A 21,116-nucleotide genomic window follows, 5' to 3' on the forward strand; every position below is an offset into this window, starting at 1 on the left:
ATGGATTTAAAGGAAATTCAGAATCTGATAAAATTTGTAGCCAAGTCTGGAGCCAGTGAGGTAAAACTGGAAACAGGCGACGTGAAAATCACAATTAGAACAGGTTCAGACGAAAAAGAAACTACCATAGTACAACAGGTTCCTGTAGGCCAGCAAATGCCACAGCAACAGATGCCTGCTCAACCGCAGCAACAGGCTCCGGATCCACAGCCACAGCAAAATGAAAGCGCTCCAAAACAGAGTAAGGACACTTCTTCAGATGACTCAAAATATATCACTGTAAAATCTCCGATCATTGGAACTTTTTACAGAAAGCCTTCTCCCGATAAACCTGCATTTGTTGAGACAGGAGACACAGTTAAGGAGGGAGATGTACTTTGTGTTATTGAGGCCATGAAGCTCTTCAATGAGATTGAAAGTGAAGTTTCCGGAAAGATCGTGAAAGTACTGGTAGAAGATTCTTCTCCTGTAGAATTCGATCAGCCTTTATTTTTAGTTGATCCATCATAATTAACTGCCCGTTTAAACCACTGAAAGCCCTTTTTGGGCTTCAGAACTTTAAAAACACTAGGTATGTTTAAAAAAATATTGATTGCAAACAGAGGGGAGATCGCACTACGTGTTATCCGTACCTGTAAGGAAATGGGTATAAAGACGGTTGCGGTATATTCAACTGCAGATGCCGAGAGTCTTCACGTAAGATTTGCTGATGAGGCCGTTTGTATAGGCCCCCCACCGAGTAACCTTTCTTATCTTAAAATATCGAACATTATCGCCGCGGCTGAAATAACCAATGCCGATGCGATTCACCCGGGATACGGATTTCTTTCAGAGAATGCCAAATTTTCAAAGATCTGTGAAGAACACGATATTAAATTTATCGGGGCTTCACCCGAAATGATCTCAAAAATGGGAGACAAGGCAACGGCCAAAGCTACAATGAGGGCTGCAGGAGTTCCATGTGTTCCTGGTTCTGAAGGGATCATAAGGGATTATAAGGAATGTCTTTCTCTTGCCAAAGAGATCGGATTTCCTGTAATGCTTAAAGCTACTGCCGGAGGTGGTGGTAAAGGAATGCGAGCTGTCTGGAAAGAGGAAAATCTTGAATCAGCCTGGGAATCGGCCAGAAAAGAAGCCGAGGCATCTTTTGGAAACGATGGAATGTATATGGAGAAGCTTATTGAAGAGCCCCGCCATATAGAGATACAGGTCGTAGGAGACAGCAGCGGTAAAGCCTGTCACCTTTCTGAAAGGGATTGTTCCATCCAGAGACGTCATCAAAAGCTGACCGAAGAGACACCTTCTCCATTTATGACGGATACGCTTCGTAAGAAGATGGGAGAGGCCGCTGTAAAAGCCGCCGAATATATCAAATACGAAGGAGCCGGAACAGTCGAATTCCTTGTGGACAAGCACAGGAACTTCTACTTCATGGAGATGAATACAAGAATCCAGGTAGAACATCCTATCACCGAACAGGTAATAGATTATGATCTTATCCGCGAGCAGATCCTTGTAGCAGCCGGGGTGCCAATTTCAGGAAAGAATTATGAGCCACAGCTTCACTCCATAGAATGCAGAATCAATGCAGAGGATCCGTACCACGGATTCAGGCCTTCACCAGGGAAGATTACCAACCTCCATGCCCCGGGTGGTCATGGAGTGAGAATAGATACCCATGTTTATAGCGGTTATGTAATTCCGCCGAATTATGATTCCATGATAGCCAAACTGATTACTACTGCCCAAACCAGGGAAGAGGCGATCAATAAGATGAAACGTGCGTTGGATGAATTTGTGATTGAAGGAATTAAGACCACGATCCCTTTCCATCGTCAGCTGATGGATCATCCTGATTATATGGAAGGAAATTACACAACAAAGTTCATGGAAGACTTCAAAATGAAGCCCATGGAAGAAGCACATTAAAATTGGAAGTCCAATAACTTATATAGACCCCACTGGTTTCTGAAACCTGTGGGGTTTTTTTGTATTTTCAGCCATAGAAAATACCAACCTATGAATTTTTCCTTTTGGGAAACCGATTCCTGGTTTTCGGATATAGACTTTTGTATAGTAGGAAGCGGGATCACCGGACTTAATTGTGCCTTACGTCTTAAAGAGCAGCAGCCGGGAGCAAAGATCCTGATCCTCGAAAGGGGCATGTTACCCGAAGGCGCCAGTACCAAGAATGCTGGATTTGCCTGTTTTGGCAGTATTTCAGAGATCCTGGAAGATCTTAAGACCCATACAGAAGAGGAAGTGGCAAAACTGGTCGAAAAACGAATACAGGGACTGGAATTGCTTCGGAAAAATTTAGGCGATCAGGAAATTGATTACCGTACATATGGTGGCTATGAGCTTTTTGTTCCACAGGATGAAGAGCTTTATTCAGAATGTATCCGGAAATTGCCAGAAGTGAACGAACTGCTAAAACCAGTTTTTCACGATGAGGTTTTTAGTCTGGCAGAAAATAAGTTTGGTTTCAGGAAGATCCAGTCAAAACTTATCTATAATAAGTTTGAAGGCCAGATTGATACAGGGAAGATGATGAGTGCTTTGCTTAAAAAGGTGCAGTGCGCTGGAATTCGTATTCTGAACAATGTTGAGGTAATGGAATTGGAGCAGGAGGAAGAACTTGTGAAGATACATACTTCCAAATTCCAACTGAATTCTAAAAAACTCATTATTGCTACCAACGGATTTGCTGCGCGGCTTGGAATTGAAGAGGTGAAACCGGCACGGGCACAGGTGCTTATCACCAGACCATTGAATAAGCTTCCTTTTGAAGGAACTTTTCATTTGGATAAAGGCTATTATTATTTCAGGAATGTTGGTAACAGAGTGTTATTTGGAGGAGGAAGGAACTTAGACTTCAAAACTGAGGAGACCGATCAAACCGGCCTAACCAATATCATTCAGAACAAATTAAAAAACCTTTTAAAGACCAGCATCCTGCCAGATACCGAATTCGAGATTGAACAATCCTGGAGCGGAATAATGGGAGTAGGTGCTCAAAAAAAACCAATAATCAAAGAGATTTCCAAAAATGTATACTGCGGGGTGAGACTGGGCGGAATGGGAGTGGCCATTGGAAGCCTGGTGGGAAGAGAAATCGCAGATCTAGCTTTAAAATCATGATAAAAAGAATTTTCAGGTTCATTTTCAAGGTTCTTCTGGGACTGTTCATTTTCAGTATTCTAATCGTTGTAGTATACAAATGGGTACCTGTACCCTTTACTCCTCTTATGGCGATACGCTATTTTGAAAATCCCGAGGAAGAGATTGAACATGACTGGGTACCGATAGAAGATATTTCAAGACACCTGCAGCTGGCTGTTATCACGAGTGAGGACCAGAATTTCATAAAACACAAAGGTTTTGATTTTGAAGCAATTCAGAAGGCGATGGAGGATAATCGTGCCGGAAGGAAGATCCGCGGAGCTTCCACTATTTCCCAGCAAACGGCAAAGAATGTGTTTCTATTTCCCAGCAGAACCTGGTTTAGAAAAGGCCTTGAGGCGTATTTTACTTTTCTCATAGAGATGCTCTGGAGTAAGGAAAGGATCCTGGAGGTTTATTTGAATAGCATTGAAATGGGTAAAGGGGTATATGGTGCCCAGGCCGCTTCCATGCACTGGTTTGGCAAGAATGCCATCGATCTTTCAGCCTACGAATCTGCGGCTATAGCAGCCGTACTTCCGAACCCCAGGGAATACAGGGCAAATCCTGCTTCCAGTTTTATTCAGAGAAGAAAGAACTGGATCGTAAACCAGATGCAGAATTATGGCCGATTCAGCCTCGAATAATATGAAAACAGATCGTTCAGACCTAATAAAAGCCTGCCGGAATTTTCTTCAGCAGAAAACAGATGTGGTCCTAAAAGCCATGGACGGCCTGAAAGAAGATCTGGAAAACGAATCAAAAAGCAGTGCCGGGGACAAATATGAGACCGGTCGTGAAATGATCAATATCGAGTGGAACAAACTCAGTAATCAGCTTAATGAATATGAGAAGCTGGGAAAGGTGCTGAACAGGGTAGAAGATCATAAATATAATGGAAGAATCGTCCTTGGGAGTATGGTAAATACTGATATTGCCAGTTATTTTATTTCGATTCCTGCCGGAGAAATTTTGACAGGGAATAAAAAATTCTATGCGGTGGGAATCCAGGCTCCTGTTTCGCAAAAATTACTCGGTAAAGAAGCTGGAGAGAATTTTGAAATCAATGGCAGGATGATCAGGATCACTGCTGTTAACTGAGCCGTTTTTCGATAAGCCCTTCAGAGACTTTTAATTTAATTTTTGTCTCGGGCTCGAGCTCTCTTTGGTGGTCTATTAGAATATGATCACTGTTAAGACTGGCTTCAATCAAAAAACTTTCTCCTTTAAAATAGCTCTTTTTTACCACAGCTTCGATTTCTGATTTTTTGACTATCTCAATTTCATGAGGATACAGGACCACCCGTTTTCTACTGGAAACACCTTTCCTAAGATTTTTAAGCATAATTTGATTCACATCTCCGAAAAGAGATGCCACATACTTATTGGGTGGTGTCTGATAAAGTTCCTGAGGTGTGCCATCTGCATATATACCACCGTTCTTGATCACAAAGGTTCTGTCAGCAAAAGAAAGTGCATCAGTACTATCATGAGTCGCGACGAGGCAGGTAATGTTATGTTCTTTCAGATATGAAAATAATCGTCTTCGCAGATTGTTTTTCCTGAAATGATCTATATGACTAAAAGGCTCATCGAGCAATAATATTTCAGGTTCATCGGCCAGCGCCCTGGCCAGTGCTATTCGCTGCTGCTGACCACCACTCAGGAATTTAGCTTTCTTGTCTGCCTCCTCTTCCATTTCAACCACTTCCAGCAGCTCTCTGATGCGTCTTTTCTTCTTTACAGGGTAGAAATTGCTTAGATGTTTCCCAACGTTCTCTGCAGCGCTTAAAGGCAGCATAAGATCAAAGTCCTGAGCCAGATATTTAATAAAGGGCTCACCGGGAACCAGGTTGTAGTTGGGACCAAGTAGTTCTTCATCATTCCAGGTAAGCTTTCCTTCGGTATGCAAAAGCCCGTAAATGAGCTTTAAAAGAGTGCTTTTTCCGCAGCCGCTTTCACCAATAATCGAAACATTCTGCCCTTTTCCTATTTCAAAACTGATATTTTTAAGAACAGGTTCTTTATCATAAGCGAAGGATACATTCTGGAGCTTTAGCATATAAGGTTAAAATCTTGTTTATAAAATGATAATCTAAAGATTAACATCTGGAGTTTTTGCTATCTTTTTTAGATAAATCTAATCAACTTATACTTGTTCCGGCCTAAAGATGAAAAAAATTATAGTTTACGATCTTAATCAGACTTTATATAAGAAATCCTCCAAAGACGAATTCTTCAAATTTATCTGTTATAAAAAGGACTATAAACTTATTCATTCCCTTCAACTTGCGTGGATGTATATACTATACTCATTGAAATTGATAAACAAAACATATTTCAAAGAGAATTTTTATAACTATTTAAAAGGCATTCCTCCACATAAGGTTGAAAAATTTGCGAAACAGTTCTGGAATATAGAATTTCCTGAATATTTCAGGGAAGATATGATAAGGGATATTGAAACACATTCCCGAAATGGAATAGAAGTATACATAATTACCGGTGGATTTGAGGTTTACACTAAATATATGGAGGAACTTCTTCCGGTAAAAGTTTTGGGAACCCTAACCAAATATGAAAATGATAATTATAGAATTGAAGGGGTTGCCTGCAATAATGAAGAAAAGATAAGGAGGCTTAAGGAAGATGTAAAAGGAGAATATGAATTGCTGGAGGCATATTCAGATGATAAAGAAGAAATACTTTATCATGCCCAAAAAGGATATTATCTTGATGAGAATGGAGATCTGCATCTTGTACAAAAAAAAGAACCGGCCGAAATCTAAATTCCGACCGGTTTTAATTTTTGGATGTTGAATAATTAACCTTTTACTTTTTGGTTTATTTGATTCGGAAGGCTCTTAAAGCCCATATTATAAAGGGTAAAACCGAAAATATCGGCATATTCCTCAATGATCATACTGGTAGGTTTTCCTGCTCCATGCCCCGCTTTAGTCTCGATTCTTATCAGCACCGGTTCATCACCTGCCTGTTTGTCCTGTAACTCTGCTGCAAATTTAAAGGAATGCGCTGGCACCACTCGATCATCATGATCACCTGTGGTTACCAGAGTGGCTGGATATTCAACACCTTCCTTTACATTATGTACGGGAGAATATCCATACAGGTATTCAAACATTTCCTTGTTGTCCTCGGCCGTGCCATAATCGTATGCCCAGCCCGCTCCGGCAGTGAAGGTATGGTAACGAAGCATATCCATAACTCCAACAGCAGGGAGAGCTACTTTCATGAGATCTGGTCGTTGGGTCATGGTAGCTCCTACAAGTAATCCTCCGTTTGACCCGCCACGTACGGCGAGGTATTCACTCGAAGTATAATTGTTATCAATAAGATATTCAGCGGCAGCAATGAAATCATCAAATACATTTTGTTTCTTCATTTTAATTCCCGCATCGTGCCATTCCTTTCCATATTCACCGCCACCTCGCAGATTTGGAACTGCATACACACCTCCCTGCTCCAGCCAGACGCTCATGGCAGTACTGAAACCTGGGGTAAGACTGATATTAAACCCACCGTAACCATAAAGGATAGTCGGGTTTTTGCCATTCATTTCGGTTCCCTTTTTATAGGTAATGATCATAGGGATCTTTGTCCCGTCCTTTGAATTATAATAGACCTGCTCGCTTTCATAATCGTCCGGGTCAAAGTCAATATTAGGCTTATTGTACACTTCAGAAGTACCTTCTTCAATTTTATACTTATAGATGGTTCCAGGTGTCACGTAATTGGTGAAGGAATAGTAGAGAACATCTTCCTCTTTTTTAGCGCTGAATCCTCCTGCAGATCCAATTCCCGGAAGTTCTACCTCGCGTACCAGGTTACCATCATAATCGTATTGCTTTACCTGCGAAATCGCATCTACCATATATTCGGCAAAGAAATAGCCTCCACCTTTAGAGGGACTCAATACATTTTCAGTTTCCGGAATAAAATCTTTCCAGTTCTCAGGAGTTGGGTTTGAAGCATCCACCGTAACTATTCTCCGGTTGGGAGCATCGAGATTGGTAACAATATATAGCTTGCTGCCTTCATTATCTATTACATAACTATCGGTTTCAAAATTATCCAGTATCGTTACCAGTTTGGGATTCTTCCTGGTGAGGTCCATTAGATAAAGTTCTCCTCCGGAAGTGGAATTCCTCGCAGAAATAATCAGGAAATGATTATCTTCAGTCACACTACCGCCCACATAACGTCTTTTTTGGTCTTCAGAATCTCCGAAGATCACTTTATCTTCACTCTGATCGGTTCCGAGCTTGTGATAATATAATTTATGCTGATCTGTCTTTGCTGAAAGTTCACTGCCTTCAGGCTTGTCATAACTTGAATAATAAAAACCTTCATTGCCTTTCCATGAAAGTCCGCTGAATTTCACATCTCTGATGGTGTCTCCAAGCAATCTCCTGTTTTCGGCATTCATCACGATCACTTTTCTCCAGTCACTTCCGCCTTCGGAAATAGCGTAGGCTACTTTTTTTCCGTCTTCAGAAAAACTCATTCCCGAAAGGGAAGTAGTACCATCTTCACTGAATTTATTTGGGTCAAGAAAGACCTTAGGTTCGGCGTCCTCCCCCTTTTTTCGATATAGAACACTTTGATCCTGTAAACCATCATTTTTGAAAAAGTAGATATGATCACCTTCGGTGAAAGGGGCCCCTAATTTCTCATAATCCCATAGCTGGGTAAGTCTTTCTTTCAGCTGGTCCCGGTAAGGTATCTTTTCCAGATAAGCAAAAGTCACCTCATTTTGAGCTTCTACCCAGTTTTCGGTTTCCTCACTTCTATCGTCTTCGAGCCATCGGTATGGATCTTTTACCTTCGTTCCAAAATAATCGGTAACGGTATCTACTTTTTTAGTCTCAGGATAATTCAAAGCAATTGATTCAGATTTTTTTGATTCATCATTGCAGGCGAACAAAGCACTTGCGATAAGAATCAGGGTTATTATTTTTTTCATAAAAATTCGGGTTGAGATTTTCAAATATAATCATGTAAAAAGGCCTGAAAAACATGTCGCTTTCAGGCCTTTAAAGATATTTAAATATTTGAATCTCTACACGAGATTATTTTCCATTAAATATTCTGCTATTTGTACCGCATTGGTCGCAGCTCCTTTTCTTAAGTTGTCGGCTACGATCCACATGTTTAAGGTATTTGGCTGGGAATAATCCCTTCGTATCCTTCCCACAAACACATCATCGTTCCCTTCAGCATAAATAGGCATCGGATAGGTGTTAACAGCTGGATTATCTTTTACTGTGAGCCCGGGAAAATCGTTAAGTAGCTTTCTCACTTCTGCCTCGTCGAAATCCTTTTCAAATTCAATGTTCACAGATTCAGAATGACCTCCAACTACGGGAATTCTTACCGCTGTGGCAGTAACATTGACTGAATCGTCACCAAGGATCTTCTTGGTCTCGTTGGTGAGTTTCATCTCCTCTTTGGTGTAGCCATTATCCTGGAATACATCGCAATGAGGAAGTGCATTCCTGTGGATTGGATAAGGATATGCCATTTCTCCTTCCTCACCGGCATATTCGTTTTCCAGCTGTCTCACAGCTTTTACCCCGGTGCCGGTAATTGACTGGTAGGTAGAAACAACCACCCTTTTAATACCATAGGTATCATGTAGTGGTTTTAATGCCATTAATAGCTGAATAGTTGAACAGTTCGGATTTGCTATTACCTTATCCTCCTTTGTAAGGAGATTCGCGTTGATTTCAGGAATAACTAGCTTATTCGCAGGATTCATCCTCCATGCCGAAGAATTATCGATTACAGTGGTACCTGCTTCAGCAAATTTAGGCGCCCATTCCAGAGAAGTGTCTCCTCCGGCCGAGAACAAAGCGATCTCTGGTTTCATGGAAACTGCGGTCTCCAGACCAACGACTTCATATTCCTTATCTCCGAATTTAACTTTCTTGCCAACAGATCTTTCTGAGGCCACAGGAATAAGCTCCGTTAAAGGAAAATTTCTCTCCTCAAGGACTTTTAGCATTACATTTCCCACCATACCGGTGGCTCCAACAACAGCTACTTTCATAATTACAAAGTACTTTTTAAAATTTTGATTGCAAAGGTATTAGTTGCTTTTAAACCTGAGGTATACAGATCAAAAAAAATACCTGGTTTATAAAGATTTATACGCATTTGTCAATTTTGTTAAAAAAAAGACCCCGATTCTCATCGGGGTTTATAGTTAGAACAAGTAGTGTAGCGGTAAGCGTACTTCTTTATGAATTTTGTTTTTTCAGTTCGTCTCTTATTTCCAACAGGATCTCTTCCTGGGTAGGTCCTTTTGGAGCCGGAGCATCTTCTACATTTTCTTTCTTCTTGGTCTTCTCATAAGATCTTAAAACCAAAAATATAAAAAAGCCAATGATTATAAAGTAAATGATGGCCTGAATTAGGTTTCCATAAGTTATCACCGCGGCTTCAGCCTCCTTAGCCGCATCCAGGGTTTCATAATGGTTACCATCCAGGGAAATGAATTTCTGGGTAAAATCTATGCCACCGGTGAAGACCCCTATTAGGGGCATGATCACATCGTTTACAACAGAATTTACAATTTTATTGAAGGCTGCACCAATGACTACCGCCGTGGCCAGCATCACAATATCTTTCTGAAAAAGGAATGTTTTAAAATCTGAAAAAAAGCTCATAAGATTGAATTGATGTAGTTAGTTGAGTCTAATTTAGATAAAAAAATTAAATCTTTATTTTTCTGAGCCTTCCGGAATTATCTTTCTTGTTACTCTGCGTTGTATACCTGTGATAAGTTCATAGGAAATGGTACCCCCGGCTTCAGCAAATTTTACCGGGTGCTGGGGTCCGCCAAAAATAATCACTTCATCACCCTCCTCACAATCAATTCCGGTTACATCTATCATGATGATATCCATACATACGTTTCCCACAATAGGAGCGAATTTGCCATGAACCATGACTCCGGCCTTTTGTTTTCCGTAGATCCTGTTGATACCATCAGCATGTCCAACCGGGAGGGTGGCAATCCTGCTGGGCTTTTCAACCTTGAATGCACGGTTATAACCCACGGTGGCTCCTTTATCAAGTTTTCTTATCTGGGAAATGATGGTTTTAAGCGTTCCAATGGGCCTGAGCTCAGAATCCACATTTTTATCATTTCCATAGCCATAAAGCCCGATTCCGCTTCTCACCATGCTGAAAGCAGCCTTTGGATAATTAATCAGGCCCGAAGTGTTGCAAATATGTAGCAGGGGTTCGTAACCAAGTTTTTCAACCAGTTGCCAGCTCATTTTTCTGAACAGGTCTATCTGCCCGACCGTAAAATCCCTTTCTTTCCAGTCTTCACTTGCAGCCAGGTGGGAAAAGATCGAAGCGACTTTTAATGTACTTGTATTAGTGATAAGATCAGCTACCAGAGGAATTTCTGGCTGATCGAACCCAAGCCGGTTAAGGCCCGTATTCAGTTTTATATGAACGGGATAATTCTTCTGCTTTAGTCTTTCTGCGGTAGATATGAATTCCCGCAGAATCTTTTCACTGTAAAGATTAGGTTCCAGACAGTGTTCAATTATACTTTCAAAATGAGTGAATTGAGGGTGTAATACCAGAATGGGTTTGGTGATCCCGTTTTCACGAAGCCTTATGCCTTCTTCTACATAAGCGACCGCTAAATAGTCGGTACCCAGTTCTTCCAGTTTCTTGGCGATCACCACCGAATCACTTCCGTAGGCATGAGCCTTGACGACTGAAAGGAATTTTACATCACTGTCTATTTTTGATCTTAAATATCGGTAGTTATGTGCCAGGGCTCCAAGATCGATCTCAAGGACAGTTTCTTTGGCTTCAGGCATTTTCTTCGTTGTGTTTGGAATTCAATTCTTCAGGTTCTTTAACATCGATCTTCTTTACGCGTTCTTTCAACATGGCCTTGTAGTAGGCCGCGCGGCTAAGGGGTTCATATTCCTCATTTTCCCCAAGAAATACAAGGTCGTCGTTGATGGCTTTCCGGTAACTGAACTGTGCCAGATTTCCTGTTCTGGTACAAACTGCATGAACTTTGGTTACATATTCGGCCGTTGCCATCAAATGAGGCATAGGGCCAAAGGGATTTCCCTTAAAATCCATGTCAAGCCCGGCAACGATAACGCGAATTCCCTGATTGGCAAGATCATTACAAACCGTTACTATCTCATCATCAAAGAACTGAGCCTCATCTATTCCTACCACGTCACAACCATCGGCAAGAATGCGGATTGTGGATGCGGAAGGAACCGGAGTGGAACGAATCTCATTAGAATCATGAGAGACTACCATTTCTTCATCATATCGCGTATCTATGGCGGGTTTGAAGATCTCTACGTTCTGTTTTGCAAATTTTGCGCGCCTGAGTCTACGGATGAGTTCTTCGGTTTTACCAGAAAACATCGAGCCACAAATTACTTCTATCCAGCCAAATTGCTCTTCGTGATTTACTGTATTTTCGAGAAACATTTTGTATTTTTCAAATCGAAACGGCAAATACCGCTTTCGCATAAAGGTGGAACAAATTTATTAAAAATACAACCCTGGACTGGGGCTAATCGTTAAAGTTGTAAAATGAACGTGGCAGAAAATTTGCATATAATACATATGTTCTATCCGCAGTTGTATTTTGACGAATAGGGATTAAAATTTTAACAGATGAAAAAGAAAATTGAAGCCGACTTGATCCGAATTGCCGAAGCTATCCTTCAAAGCAAGGGCAATAGGGATATTGAAGAATTAAAAGAGAGGGCAAAGGACCTTTATGAGAAACTTACCATACTGGCTTTTACCGAAAAACATCTGGCCGAGACAAATGAGGAGACAGTAGAAGAGGAAATAGAATTACCGCAAAGAATTGCCCATGTTCAGCATTATGATGAATTTTATCCTGATGGTACTGAATACAACGAAGATTCTGAATCCATCACCGAACCAAACACCGAGAAGATAAAGGATATCGTGGCTCAAATGCCACCTGAAACCGAGAAGGTGGATAGTATAATCAGTAATATTAATTCTGATCCAGAGCAACCAGCTAAACCGAAAGAAGCTCCAAAAAATGAGAAGAAGGATTTCAGGAACATAGGAGTGGATTATGACAATCTTCCCGATTTTGAGCCTGTGAACCATGTTCAGAAAGACAACAGGCCCAGATCGCTGAATGATCGTCTTAAAAAAGGCATCAATATAGGGCTGAATGAAAGACTCTCTTACATCAAACATCTATTTGACGGGAACACTTCCGACTATAACCGTGTACTTTCACAACTGAACACGTTCAACAGTCTTGAAGAAGCTCAAAAATTCATTGATAAGATCGTGAAGCCCGATTATAATAACTGGGAAGGTAAAGAAGACTACGAAGAGCGATTTATGGCCCATATCGAGAATAAATTCAGTAAATAGTATACAGGTATATGGGAAAACTTTTTCTGGTACCAACTCCCATTGGTAACCTGGAGGACATGACTTTTAGAGCTGTGAAAGTTCTAAAGGAAGCCGATCTGATTCTTGCCGAAGACACCCGGAACAGCGGAAAATTACTGAAGCATTACGAGATACAAACCCCTATGCAAAGCCATCATATGCATAATGAGCATAAGACGGTTGAAGGGATTGTATCCCGAATCAAAGCCGGGGAAACCATCGCACTTATAAGCGATGCAGGTACTCCGGCCATTTCAGACCCTGGATTTTTATTAACAAGAGCCTGTGTGGAAGCTGGTATTGAGGTAGATTGTTTGCCGGGAGCGACCGCTTTTGTTCCAGCACTTGTAAATAGTGGTTTACCGAATGATAAATTCGTCTTTGAAGGCTTTCTTCCCGTAAAAAAAGGAAGACAAACCAGGCTTAAGTTTCTAGCTGAGGAAAGAAGAACCATGGTTTTTTACGAATCACCTCATAAACTGATAAAGACTCTTAGCAATTTCGTAGAATATTTCGGGGCAGACCGGAAGGTCTCCGTTTCCAGAGAGATAACCAAAATGCATGAAGAAACTGTTAGGGGAACTTTAGCTGAAGTGCTTGAGTATTATACTTCACATCCGCCTAAAGGTGAAATTGTAGTCGTGGTAGAAGGAAAATCCTGATGGAAGATCTCTTGTGTAAAATAAGGGATTGCAGGGTTTGCGAAGATCATCTTCCAATGGGTCCCAATCCTATTATTGAGGCTACTAAAAATTCAAAGATCGTGATTATAAGTCAGGCGCCGGGAAGGATAGTTCATGAAACGGGAATAGCCTGGAACGATCAGAGCGGGAAGAAATTAAGGGAATGGCTGGGTGTTGATGATGAGACTTTCTATGACACCGAAAATTTTGCCATTCTGCCAATGGGATTTTGTTATCCCGGTAAGGCAAAGACGGGCGACCTTCCTCCAAGAAAGGAATGTGCTCCCATGTGGCACGAAGAGGTCTGGAAAGAGCTGGAAGACACACGGCTTAAGATTGTGATAGGCTCTTATGCCACGAACTATTATTTGCCTGGCAGATCGAATCTCACCGAAAAGGTTAATAATTATCAGGATTATCTGCCTGAATTCTGGCCGCTGCCTCATCCCTCTCCGGTGAATCGTTTCTGGCGCAGTAAGAACCCGTGGTTTGAGGAAAATGTAGTGCCCGAGCTTCAGAAGAAAATAAGGAAAATATTAGCTTAAAAATAAATTCCTGTAAACCGATTTTTACTACATTCGGCTAAATTCATTTTTATATAATTCTATGCGCTGGACCTTAAAACCCAAACCCGATTCTATTACCGTAAATGCACTGGCAGATAAGCTGGGAATTGGGCTGCCGGTTGCAAGGTTACTTGTTCAGCGGGGAATAGAAAGCTTTGAAGAGGCTAAAAAGTTTTTCCGTCCGGAAATGAAGGATCTACATGATCCTTTTTTGATGACGGATATGGAACTTGCTGTGCAGCGTATAGAACAGGCCATGGCAAATGAAGAAAATATTCTGGTCTACGGCGATTATGATGTTGATGGTACCACCAGTGTGGCCTTGATGTCTTCTTATCTTAAATTCCGGTATCCTAATGTGGCGACTTATATTCCAGATCGTTATGAAGAAGGCTATGGAATTTCATACCAGGGAATAGATTATGCGGCCGATAATGATATAAGCCTGATCATTGCCCTGGATTGCGGAATAAAGGCAATTGAAAAAGTCGCTTACGCAAAGGAGAAGGGGATAGATTTTATTATTTGTGATCACCACCGTCCCGGAAATCAGATTCCTGAAGCTGTAGCTGTCCTTGATCCCAAGCGGGAGGATTGCGATTATCCTTATGATGAACTTTGTGGGTGCGGGGTGGGATTTAAACTTATTCAGGCACTTTCAAAAAGGAACAAGGAGCCTGAAGAGGTCCTGCTTCCTTATCTGGACCTGGTAGCAACGGCCATTGGTGCCGATATAGTTCCTATTACAGGGGAAAACAGGATACTAGCGTATCATGGTCTTCATGTGATCAATGTCGCTCCGCGCAAAGGGATCAGCAGTTTACTCGGTGAGCGGAAGAACGTGAGCATTACCGATGTCGTATTTATCGTGGCCCCCCGAATCAATGCTGCCGGAAGGATGAAACATGGCCAGCATGCAGTAAATCTTCTTACTGAAGAAGATGAAGAAATCGCGAGAAAGTATGCCGAAGAGATCGAAGAATTTAATACAGACAGACGTAGCGCAGATAAAACGATAACTGAAGAAGCCAAGCAGCAGATTATTGCACAAAACGAGGAAGACAGGCTAACTACTGTAGTATATAGTGAGAACTGGCATAAAGGGGTGATAGGGATCGTGGCATCCAGACTGACCGAAACCTGGTATCGCCCAACCCTTGTTTTTACTAAAAGTGGGGAAAGGCTTGCAGCTTCGGCCCGTTCGGTAAAGGGATTCGATGTTTATGAAGCCCTGGAAGGATGCAAGGATCATATTGAGCAGTTTGGCGGACATAAATATGCCGCAGGCTTAACCTTGCTCGAATCAGAATACGAGAATTTTAAAAGAAAATTCGAGGAAGTGGTTTCTGAAAGTATCGATCGAAAGCTGCTTACTCCGGAAATTTCAATAGACGCCGAAATCAACCTTAATGATATAACTCCAAAATTCTATCGCATCCTCAAACAATTCGCTCCATTTGGCCCGGGCAATATGTCACCGGTATTTTTGACCAGAGGGCTTACAGATACAGGCTATGGCAAATGTGTGGGTGAAGATAAGACACATCTTAAATGCAAAGTGAAACAGGATGAAAACGGTCCTGCCATTGATGTAATAGGTTTTAACCTGGGTTCAAAGCTGGACCTGATTAAGGATCATAAAAGATTTGATGCGGTCTATTCCCTTGATGAAAATACATGGAATGGGAATACCACGATTCAGCTTAAACTTAAGGATATAAGAGAAAGTGTTTAATATTGGAACTTTTTCAGGCTGAGGTTCTTCCCGTCAAATTCAGCATAGGTATAATGACTTATCCAGTCACCAGTATTAATGTAAGTAGATTTGCCATTCAAGTCGATCTCGAGAGGAAGATGACGGTGCCCAAAGAGGAAGTAATCGTAATGCTTTGATTCCAGTTTTCTTTTACAATACTGAATAAGCCATTCCTTATCTTCTCCCAGAAACTCCATATCTTCTTCACCCGAAATAGCCTTATTCTTAACCGAAAAATATTGCGCCAGCGGCACTCCCAGATCTGGATGTAACCATCTGTATAACCATTGCGCAAAAGGATTGGTAAAGACTTTCTTCATTCGCTTATATCCATGATCTCCGGGGCCGAGTCCGTCACCATGTCCAATAAGAAAGCTCTTTCCGTTAAATTCAAATTCCTGAGGGTTATGATAAACGGGAATATTAAGCTCCTTTTCAAAATAATCATCCATCCAAAGATCGTGGTTGCCAACAAAGAAATAAACAGGTATTCCACTATCCTTTATTTCAGCTAATTTACCAAGTGTTCTAACGAAACCTTTTGGCACCACATGCTTATATTCGAACCAGAAATCGAAGAGATCGCCAAGCAGGAAAATTGCGGCTGCATCTTCCTTAACCTTATCAAGCCATTCAACGAATCTGGCTTCCCTTTTCCGGCTGGCTTCCATAGTTGGAGCTCCTAAGTGGTTGTCGCTTGAAAAATAAATTTTTTTACCCTGGGGAATGTTCATACACGATTTCTTCGTGGTAAAGATATGGAAATCTGATTTTTGTTCGAATGTCATCCTTAACTTGTTTCAGGATCTCATTTCTAAGAAGGTGAAACAGGTTCAGCTTGACATATAAACTCAATTATCACTCGCAAACCACTCGGCAAAAGAAGATTCGGTTTCCTGAAGTTTGAGGGAGTGGAGACTTATATGCGATGGAAGGTGTTTTTTGATCTTTTCGGAAAAGTCTATCACCATGTTTTCACTGGTTGGCTGGTAATCTACAAGGATGATATGATGACCACGGTTTTTTAGTTCCTCCGCAAGTTCCACGTGCGGAGTGTTTTTATTAAATACCGTTGCATGATCAAACTTGTCTACAATTTCTGATTTCACGATTTTCTTCAGGTCGCCAAAATCTATCACCATGCCGAATTTCACATTTTCACTATCTGTAATGGGTTTTCCAATTACCGTTACACTCAGTTTATAGCTGTGGCCATGGACATTCCTGCATTTGCCATCATAACCATAAAGCGCATGCCCGGTTTCAAAAGAGAATTGTTTGGTGATTCTAATATTACTCATTTTGGAAACTTTTGATACAAAGATAACCGATTTTTTGAGGCTGAATTTTTAACATTCAAATTTTGATTTCTGGAGTATATTTACAAAATTTCCACCGATATGATTCAGGAAGATTTAGAGCTTTTCGAACAGCTGGAGTTTAAGGAAAATCCGCTTTATGAGCAGATCATCTCAGATCTCTTAGAAAAAAAATACAGTATTATCGATAATTTCTTCGAAGAGGCTGAAGTGAATATTTTGAGGGAAAGCCTGTTACAGAAATATGAAGAAGACAATTTCAAAAAAGCAGCTATTGGAAATCGTACCAATGAGATCATTGCAAGATCCATTCGTGGTGATTTTATACTCTGGATCAATGAGGCTAAAGCCGGTGAGGCTGAAAAGATCTATTTTGAAAAGATAAATTCACTGGTTAACTACCTGAATCGAACCTGTTTTATGGGGATATTAACCAAAGAATTCCATTATGCGCTGTATCCTGAAGGGACATTCTACAAACGGCATCTGGATACGTTTCAGAATGATGGCCGAAGGAAGCTTTCCATGGTCTGTTACCTGAATGATGAGGACTGGAAACCCGAAAACGGAGGCGAACTCACTATTTATACTGAAGATAACGGGAAAGAAGAGGAAATCAATATCTACCCGTTTCCCGGGAGAGTGGTGATCTTTGAAAGCCAGGAACTCGAACATGAGGTGAAACCTGTTAAAGTACCCCGCTTAAGCATAACCGGCTGGTTAAAAACCCGCTGATTATTTTTTGAATTTTTTATAAACAAAGACTCCAATAAGGATAAGGGCAAGGATAAGCCAGAAGCCCATGCCACTTAAAAAACTAAAAAATTCCCAGGTATCCTGATCCATCAGTTCTTGTTGTTTCTTTCATGTCTTACTCTCCATCTGTAGCGTGCATAAAAGAATAAGCCCAGTAATAGCAATATTGCAAGTAAGTACCAGAAATTTTCTGTTATGAACTCCCTTAAAGTCCAGCCCCATTGCTGTATCTCTGTGGGATCTTTGTCTTTTGGTAAATGTTCCTGTTGCATCGCTATCTCAATTTAATAATTTCTGAAGGTCTTCTCCGGAAGCAGCTAAACCTATTTCTTGAATTTGGCAAGAGCCTGCTTGGTAAAATCTGAAAGTACCAGTTCTCCTGAGATTGCTGCCCTTTCGTATAATAAATGCTCCCAGTTCCCGGTGCCTCTCCAAAGTGTCTTTTTCATTTCGGCCAGAGCATCTGGGTTATAAGAAGCTAATTTTGAAGTAAAGATATCAATTTCCTTATCCAGGTCTTTTATGTTCTCAAAAACACGGGCGTACAGGCCTTTTTCCTTTGCCCAGTATGCATTTTTCCATTCATGTGCCGCAAGGCTTAATTCTGCTAGGGCATCAATCCCCATCTTTCTTTCAACCGCAGGGGCGATCACAAAAGGGCCTATCCCGATGCTTAATTCCGAAAGTTTTATGGCTGCAGCATCGGTTGCCATGGCATAGTCACATGCGGCTACCAATCCAACTCCGCCACCTACTGTTTTTCCATGCACCCGGCCCACGATTAGTTTTTTGCAGGTTCTCATAACATTGATCACATTGGCAAAGCCGGAAAAGAATTTTTTTCCACTTTCCAGATCATTAATCTCGATAAGCTCATCAAAAGAGGCCCCAGCACAAAATGCTTTTTCTCCTTCCGATCTCAGAAGGATGACATTCACATTTTCATCTTCGGAAAGCATCCCGATCTCTTTTTCGAGTCTTTCCAGAAGTTCCGAAGGGAAAGAATTGCTCGCAGGATGCCCGAATTCAAGGGTTGCGATCTTATCTTCAATATTCGTATATAAACTTCCGTTCTCGCGGCTGGTGGTCATAAAATTATCGGTTTTTATCAAAGTTAAGGATATTGTGTAAAAGCCGAAGCCTACTTAACAGAATCTAAACTTCCTTATGCAGGTATTTTCTGCGAAAATAGATAACCAGTGTACTACTCCGTATCAGCATCCAAACGAAGAAAGCGATCCAGATTCCGTAAAGTTTCAATCCGAAATAATCGGAAATAAGCAGGGTAGGAGTAAAGCCCAGGAATGTTGCCACCAGAAGAACGTTTCTAAGGTATTTTGCCTCGCCAAGGCCTTTAAAGATTCCATCGAACATAAAGGCGATCGCATTTACCGGCTGCATTATAAGGACTATCCAGAAGACGGAAGAGAATAAAGCAAGCACCGTCGCTTCTTTATTAAATAACAAACCTATCTGTTCATAGAACAAGGCACAGAAGGCCATTAGGATGAGTGCTATTAACACAGCATATTTACTAATCTTCTTACTGAGTTCCCAAAGGTTCTTATAATCCAGCGCCCCAAGTAATTTCCCTCCTATTGCATTTCCAGCATTGGCATAACCATCAATAAAGAAGCTAAAGAACAGCCATATATTCATCAGGATACTTTGTGCGGCTATGTAATTCTTACCATAATCGGTGGCATAGGCATTAGCGAGGTAAATGGCGAAATTCAGGGCAGCAGTACGAACGAACAGGTTGGCTGCCATAAGCAGTAAGCCTTTCATTCGCGGATTTATATTGAAACTGAGCTTAAGGTGAAATGGTGTCTTTTTAAAGAAGAACCAGAAAGCCATAACGAGCATGGTCGCCTGAGCCGCAAGACTTGCATAGGCGGCTCCTTTCAGGTGCATGGCCGGGATTATACCTTCAATCCCGTAAACCAGTAGATAATCGAGGGCAACATTCACCACAGCACCAGTAAGACTGCATTTCATGGCCCACAGAGTGTTTTGAAGTCCGCGGAATATCCCAAATATGGCAAAGGTCACCAAAGTAAGTGGATAACCCAGAGCACGAATCTGGTAATAGTCTTCGGAATATTGCAAAATCAGGCCTTCCGCATTATAAGCACTAAAGATGGCTCTGGCAAAAAATGCAGTTACTCCATAGATGAGAAGACTAAACAGAAAATTAAATGCAATGGCCTGAGGAATGAGGGTTTTCACGGCATGTAAGCGGCTGGCTCCAAGATGCTGGGAAACAATGGCAGAAATTGCAGTCTTGGTCTGAGCAACTATCCAAATGATCGCCGAAAGAAAAGAGCCTACGATCCCTGCAGCAGCAAGGGCTTCAATAGAATTATCATCTACATTTCCGATCACCGCAATATCGGTAAGCGAGATAAGTGGCTCGGCAATCCCGGCGATAATAGCCGGAATGGCGATCTTGTTTATATTTTTAAAACTTACTGAATCTGCCAAAGGAATTATTAATGAATAACAAATATAGAAGGACCGGAATTAAATAAGCAATTCGTAACAGTAAAAAGGATGCTTACTCTGCTTTGGAAAATAGATATTCCCCAGTCTTTGATATCCCCGGGACTGGTAAAACCTCTGATTTCTTTTGTTCTGGCTGAAAGTATCAAGCCTTACCGATTCAAATGTGTGCTGCCGGGCATGGTCTTCAGCATAATCCATTAGTTTCTGAGCGTATCCCTTTCCCCAAACCTCCGGATGAGTAGCCAGCCGGTGGATATAAATATTTGAATTAGTCTTGCTAAGCCATTCAACAGGAATATATTCCTCATCCATATCTTCGGTGATCACAATGATGCCCAGAATTTGTTCATTTTCCTCGAAGACATACAGCTCTTCTTTTTGAATGTCTTTTTTGAGTTTTTCCAGGGAAGGATAATGTTCGTTCCACTGATATATTCCTTTTTCACACATAGCCCGGGCACAGGCTTCAGTGAGAGATTTTATCTCTGCAAGCTGATGGAGTCTGGCTTTTTTAATCATGGATTTTTTGAAAAATAAAAGATTTCCATATTTCAGAAAAATTATTACATTTGCTCCCAGTTGGGGGATTAGCTCAGCTGGCTAGAGCGCTACGCTGGCAGCGTAGAGGTCATCGGTTCGACTCCGATATTCTCCACAAAAAAACCACTGTTTTTAGCAGTGGTTTTTTCTTTTAATCGTCATCAGATTCCCCGTATTCGTCCCATAACTCTTTAGAATCGGTTTTTAGAAAATCTATACTTTTCTTGATTACGTGTTTGAATTCCTTCGGAAGTTCTTCGCCATTCCACGGATGTTTAGTCCCAAAAACGTGGTCTGCATTTTCTACCAGCAGAAGTTTTGGTGCCGGGCTCCATTCGAACAGATTACCAGCTTCGCCAATAGA

At 41.2% G+C, this 21,116-nt stretch carries 23 protein-coding genes, 1 tRNA gene and 1 pseudogene; 12 read left to right on the top strand and 13 right to left on the bottom strand.

Annotated features, from left to right (window positions below; translation table 11 throughout):
• The 5 genes from accB to LU635_RS07435 all read left to right on the top strand — a co-directional run bounded on the left by accB (position 1) and on the right by LU635_RS07435 (position 4,263).
• Positions 1-510, top strand: coding sequence for an acetyl-CoA carboxylase biotin carboxyl carrier protein (gene accB / locus LU635_RS07415; RefSeq protein WP_240097728.1), 510 nt, complete (start codon positions 1-3; stop codon positions 508-510).
• 63 nt (positions 511-573) lie between these two features.
• Positions 574-1,929, top strand: a complete 1,356-nt coding sequence (gene accC, locus LU635_RS07420) for an acetyl-CoA carboxylase biotin carboxylase subunit (RefSeq protein ID WP_240097730.1) — start codon at positions 574-576, stop codon at positions 1,927-1,929.
• 90 nt (positions 1,930-2,019) lie between these two features.
• Complete coding sequence (locus tag LU635_RS07425) at positions 2,020-3,141, top strand: NAD(P)/FAD-dependent oxidoreductase (protein WP_240097732.1); 1,122 nt, start codon at positions 2,020-2,022, stop codon at positions 3,139-3,141.
• Complete coding sequence (gene mtgA, locus LU635_RS07430) at positions 3,138-3,809, top strand: monofunctional biosynthetic peptidoglycan transglycosylase (protein ID WP_240097734.1); 672 nt, start codon at positions 3,138-3,140, stop codon at positions 3,807-3,809. The genes LU635_RS07425 and mtgA overlap by 4 nt, the downstream gene beginning before the upstream one ends.
• Complete coding sequence (locus LU635_RS07435; protein WP_240097736.1) at positions 3,787-4,263, top strand: transcription elongation factor; 477 nt, start codon at positions 3,787-3,789, stop codon at positions 4,261-4,263. Before mtgA ends, LU635_RS07435 begins: the two co-directional genes overlap by 23 nt.
• On the opposite strand, the gene LU635_RS07440 is transcribed toward LU635_RS07435, so the two are convergent.
• The gene (locus LU635_RS07440; RefSeq protein ID WP_240097738.1) at positions 4,256-5,224 is read right to left on the bottom strand and encodes an ABC transporter ATP-binding protein; all 969 of its coding nucleotides are present in this window, start codon (positions 5,222-5,224) and stop codon (positions 4,256-4,258) included. The genes LU635_RS07435 and LU635_RS07440 overlap by 8 nt on opposite strands.
• Positions 5,225-5,333: 109 nt before the next feature.
• Here LU635_RS07440 and LU635_RS07445 point away from each other — a divergent pair, with 109 nt between their 5' ends.
• Complete coding sequence (locus tag LU635_RS07445) at positions 5,334-5,951, top strand: HAD family hydrolase (RefSeq protein ID WP_240097741.1); 618 nt, start codon at positions 5,334-5,336, stop codon at positions 5,949-5,951.
• A 35-nt stretch (positions 5,952-5,986) separates the two neighbouring features.
• On the opposite strand, the gene LU635_RS07450 is transcribed toward LU635_RS07445, so the two are convergent.
• From LU635_RS07450 to LU635_RS07470, 5 genes are all read right to left on the bottom strand, one after another.
• Positions 5,987-8,146 (bottom strand): prolyl oligopeptidase family serine peptidase, encoded by a 2,160-nt coding sequence (locus LU635_RS07450; RefSeq protein ID WP_240097743.1) that lies wholly within the window; start codon positions 8,144-8,146, stop codon positions 5,987-5,989.
• A 96-nt stretch (positions 8,147-8,242) separates the two neighbouring features.
• Complete coding sequence (locus LU635_RS07455) at positions 8,243-9,232, bottom strand: aspartate-semialdehyde dehydrogenase (RefSeq protein ID WP_240097745.1); 990 nt, start codon at positions 9,230-9,232, stop codon at positions 8,243-8,245.
• 190 nt (positions 9,233-9,422) lie between these two features.
• Positions 9,423-9,851 (bottom strand): large conductance mechanosensitive channel protein MscL, encoded by a 429-nt coding sequence (gene mscL, locus LU635_RS07460; protein WP_240097747.1) that lies wholly within the window; start codon positions 9,849-9,851, stop codon positions 9,423-9,425.
• Positions 9,852-9,905: 54 nt separating this feature from the next.
• On the bottom strand, positions 9,906-11,027 hold the full coding sequence (gene alr / locus LU635_RS07465; RefSeq protein ID WP_240097749.1) for an alanine racemase: 1,122 nt from the start codon (positions 11,025-11,027) through the stop codon (positions 9,906-9,908).
• Positions 11,020-11,667, bottom strand: a complete 648-nt coding sequence (locus LU635_RS07470; protein WP_240097751.1) for a thymidine kinase — start codon at positions 11,665-11,667, stop codon at positions 11,020-11,022. Before LU635_RS07470 ends, alr begins: the two co-directional genes overlap by 8 nt.
• Positions 11,668-11,856: 189 nt before the next feature.
• Between LU635_RS07470 and LU635_RS07475 the strand changes: the two genes are divergently transcribed.
• The 4 genes from LU635_RS07475 to recJ all read left to right on the top strand — a co-directional run bounded on the left by LU635_RS07475 (position 11,857) and on the right by recJ (position 15,611).
• Complete coding sequence (locus LU635_RS07475; RefSeq protein ID WP_240097753.1) at positions 11,857-12,606, top strand: hypothetical protein; 750 nt, start codon at positions 11,857-11,859, stop codon at positions 12,604-12,606.
• Positions 12,607-12,617: 11 nt separating this feature from the next.
• Positions 12,618-13,289, top strand: coding sequence for a 16S rRNA (cytidine(1402)-2'-O)-methyltransferase (gene rsmI, locus LU635_RS07480; protein WP_240097755.1), 672 nt, complete (start codon positions 12,618-12,620; stop codon positions 13,287-13,289).
• Positions 13,289-13,855 (top strand): uracil-DNA glycosylase family protein, encoded by a 567-nt coding sequence (locus LU635_RS07485; RefSeq protein WP_240097757.1) that lies wholly within the window; start codon positions 13,289-13,291, stop codon positions 13,853-13,855. Before rsmI ends, LU635_RS07485 begins: the two co-directional genes overlap by 1 nt.
• 61 nt (positions 13,856-13,916) lie before the next feature.
• Positions 13,917-15,611, top strand: a complete 1,695-nt coding sequence (gene recJ / locus LU635_RS07490) for a single-stranded-DNA-specific exonuclease RecJ (RefSeq protein WP_240097759.1) — start codon at positions 13,917-13,919, stop codon at positions 15,609-15,611.
• Here recJ and LU635_RS07495 read toward each other — a convergent pair.
• On the bottom strand, positions 15,608-16,366 hold the full coding sequence (locus tag LU635_RS07495) for a UDP-2,3-diacylglucosamine diphosphatase (RefSeq protein WP_240097785.1): 759 nt from the start codon (positions 16,364-16,366) through the stop codon (positions 15,608-15,610). The two genes, recJ and LU635_RS07495, sit on opposite strands and share 4 nt — an antisense overlap.
• Positions 16,367-16,483: 117 nt before the next feature.
• The gene (locus LU635_RS07500; RefSeq protein WP_240097761.1) at positions 16,484-16,933 is read right to left on the bottom strand and encodes a 6-pyruvoyl trahydropterin synthase family protein; all 450 of its coding nucleotides are present in this window, start codon (positions 16,931-16,933) and stop codon (positions 16,484-16,486) included.
• 99 nt (positions 16,934-17,032) lie between these two features.
• On the opposite strand from LU635_RS07500, the gene LU635_RS07505 reads away from it, so the two are divergent.
• A complete protein-coding gene (locus tag LU635_RS07505) occupies positions 17,033-17,686 on the top strand; it encodes a 2OG-Fe(II) oxygenase (RefSeq protein WP_240097763.1) in 654 nt (217 codons plus the stop codon).
• 110 nt (positions 17,687-17,796) lie between these two features.
• Here the strand turns inward: LU635_RS07505 and LU635_RS07510 are convergent, their stop codons facing one another.
• The 4 genes from LU635_RS07510 to LU635_RS07525 all read right to left on the bottom strand — a co-directional run bounded on the left by LU635_RS07510 (position 17,797) and on the right by LU635_RS07525 (position 20,731).
• A complete protein-coding gene (locus tag LU635_RS07510; protein ID WP_240097765.1) occupies positions 17,797-17,979 on the bottom strand; it encodes a hypothetical protein in 183 nt (60 codons plus the stop codon).
• Positions 17,980-18,030: 51 nt separating this feature from the next.
• Positions 18,031-18,798, bottom strand: coding sequence for an enoyl-CoA hydratase/isomerase family protein (locus LU635_RS07515; RefSeq protein ID WP_240097767.1), 768 nt, complete (start codon positions 18,796-18,798; stop codon positions 18,031-18,033).
• 64 nt (positions 18,799-18,862) lie between these two features.
• Complete coding sequence (locus tag LU635_RS07520) at positions 18,863-20,191, bottom strand: MATE family efflux transporter (protein WP_240097769.1); 1,329 nt, start codon at positions 20,189-20,191, stop codon at positions 18,863-18,865.
• Positions 20,192-20,230: 39 nt separating this feature from the next.
• Positions 20,231-20,731, bottom strand: a complete 501-nt coding sequence (locus LU635_RS07525; RefSeq protein ID WP_240097771.1) for a GNAT family N-acetyltransferase — start codon at positions 20,729-20,731, stop codon at positions 20,231-20,233.
• Positions 20,732-20,793: 62 nt separating this feature from the next.
• On the opposite strand from LU635_RS07525, the gene LU635_RS07530 reads away from it, so the two are divergent.
• Positions 20,794-20,867, top strand: a tRNA-Ala gene (locus LU635_RS07530).
• Positions 20,868-20,903: 36 nt separating this feature from the next.
• Here LU635_RS07530 and LU635_RS07535 read toward each other — a convergent pair.
• Positions 20,904-21,116 (bottom strand): annotated as a pseudogene (locus LU635_RS07535) (alpha/beta hydrolase); the annotation flags it as partial.

Source organism: Christiangramia crocea, from assembly GCF_022410465.1.
GTDB lineage: Bacteria > Bacteroidota > Bacteroidia > Flavobacteriales > Flavobacteriaceae > Christiangramia > Christiangramia crocea.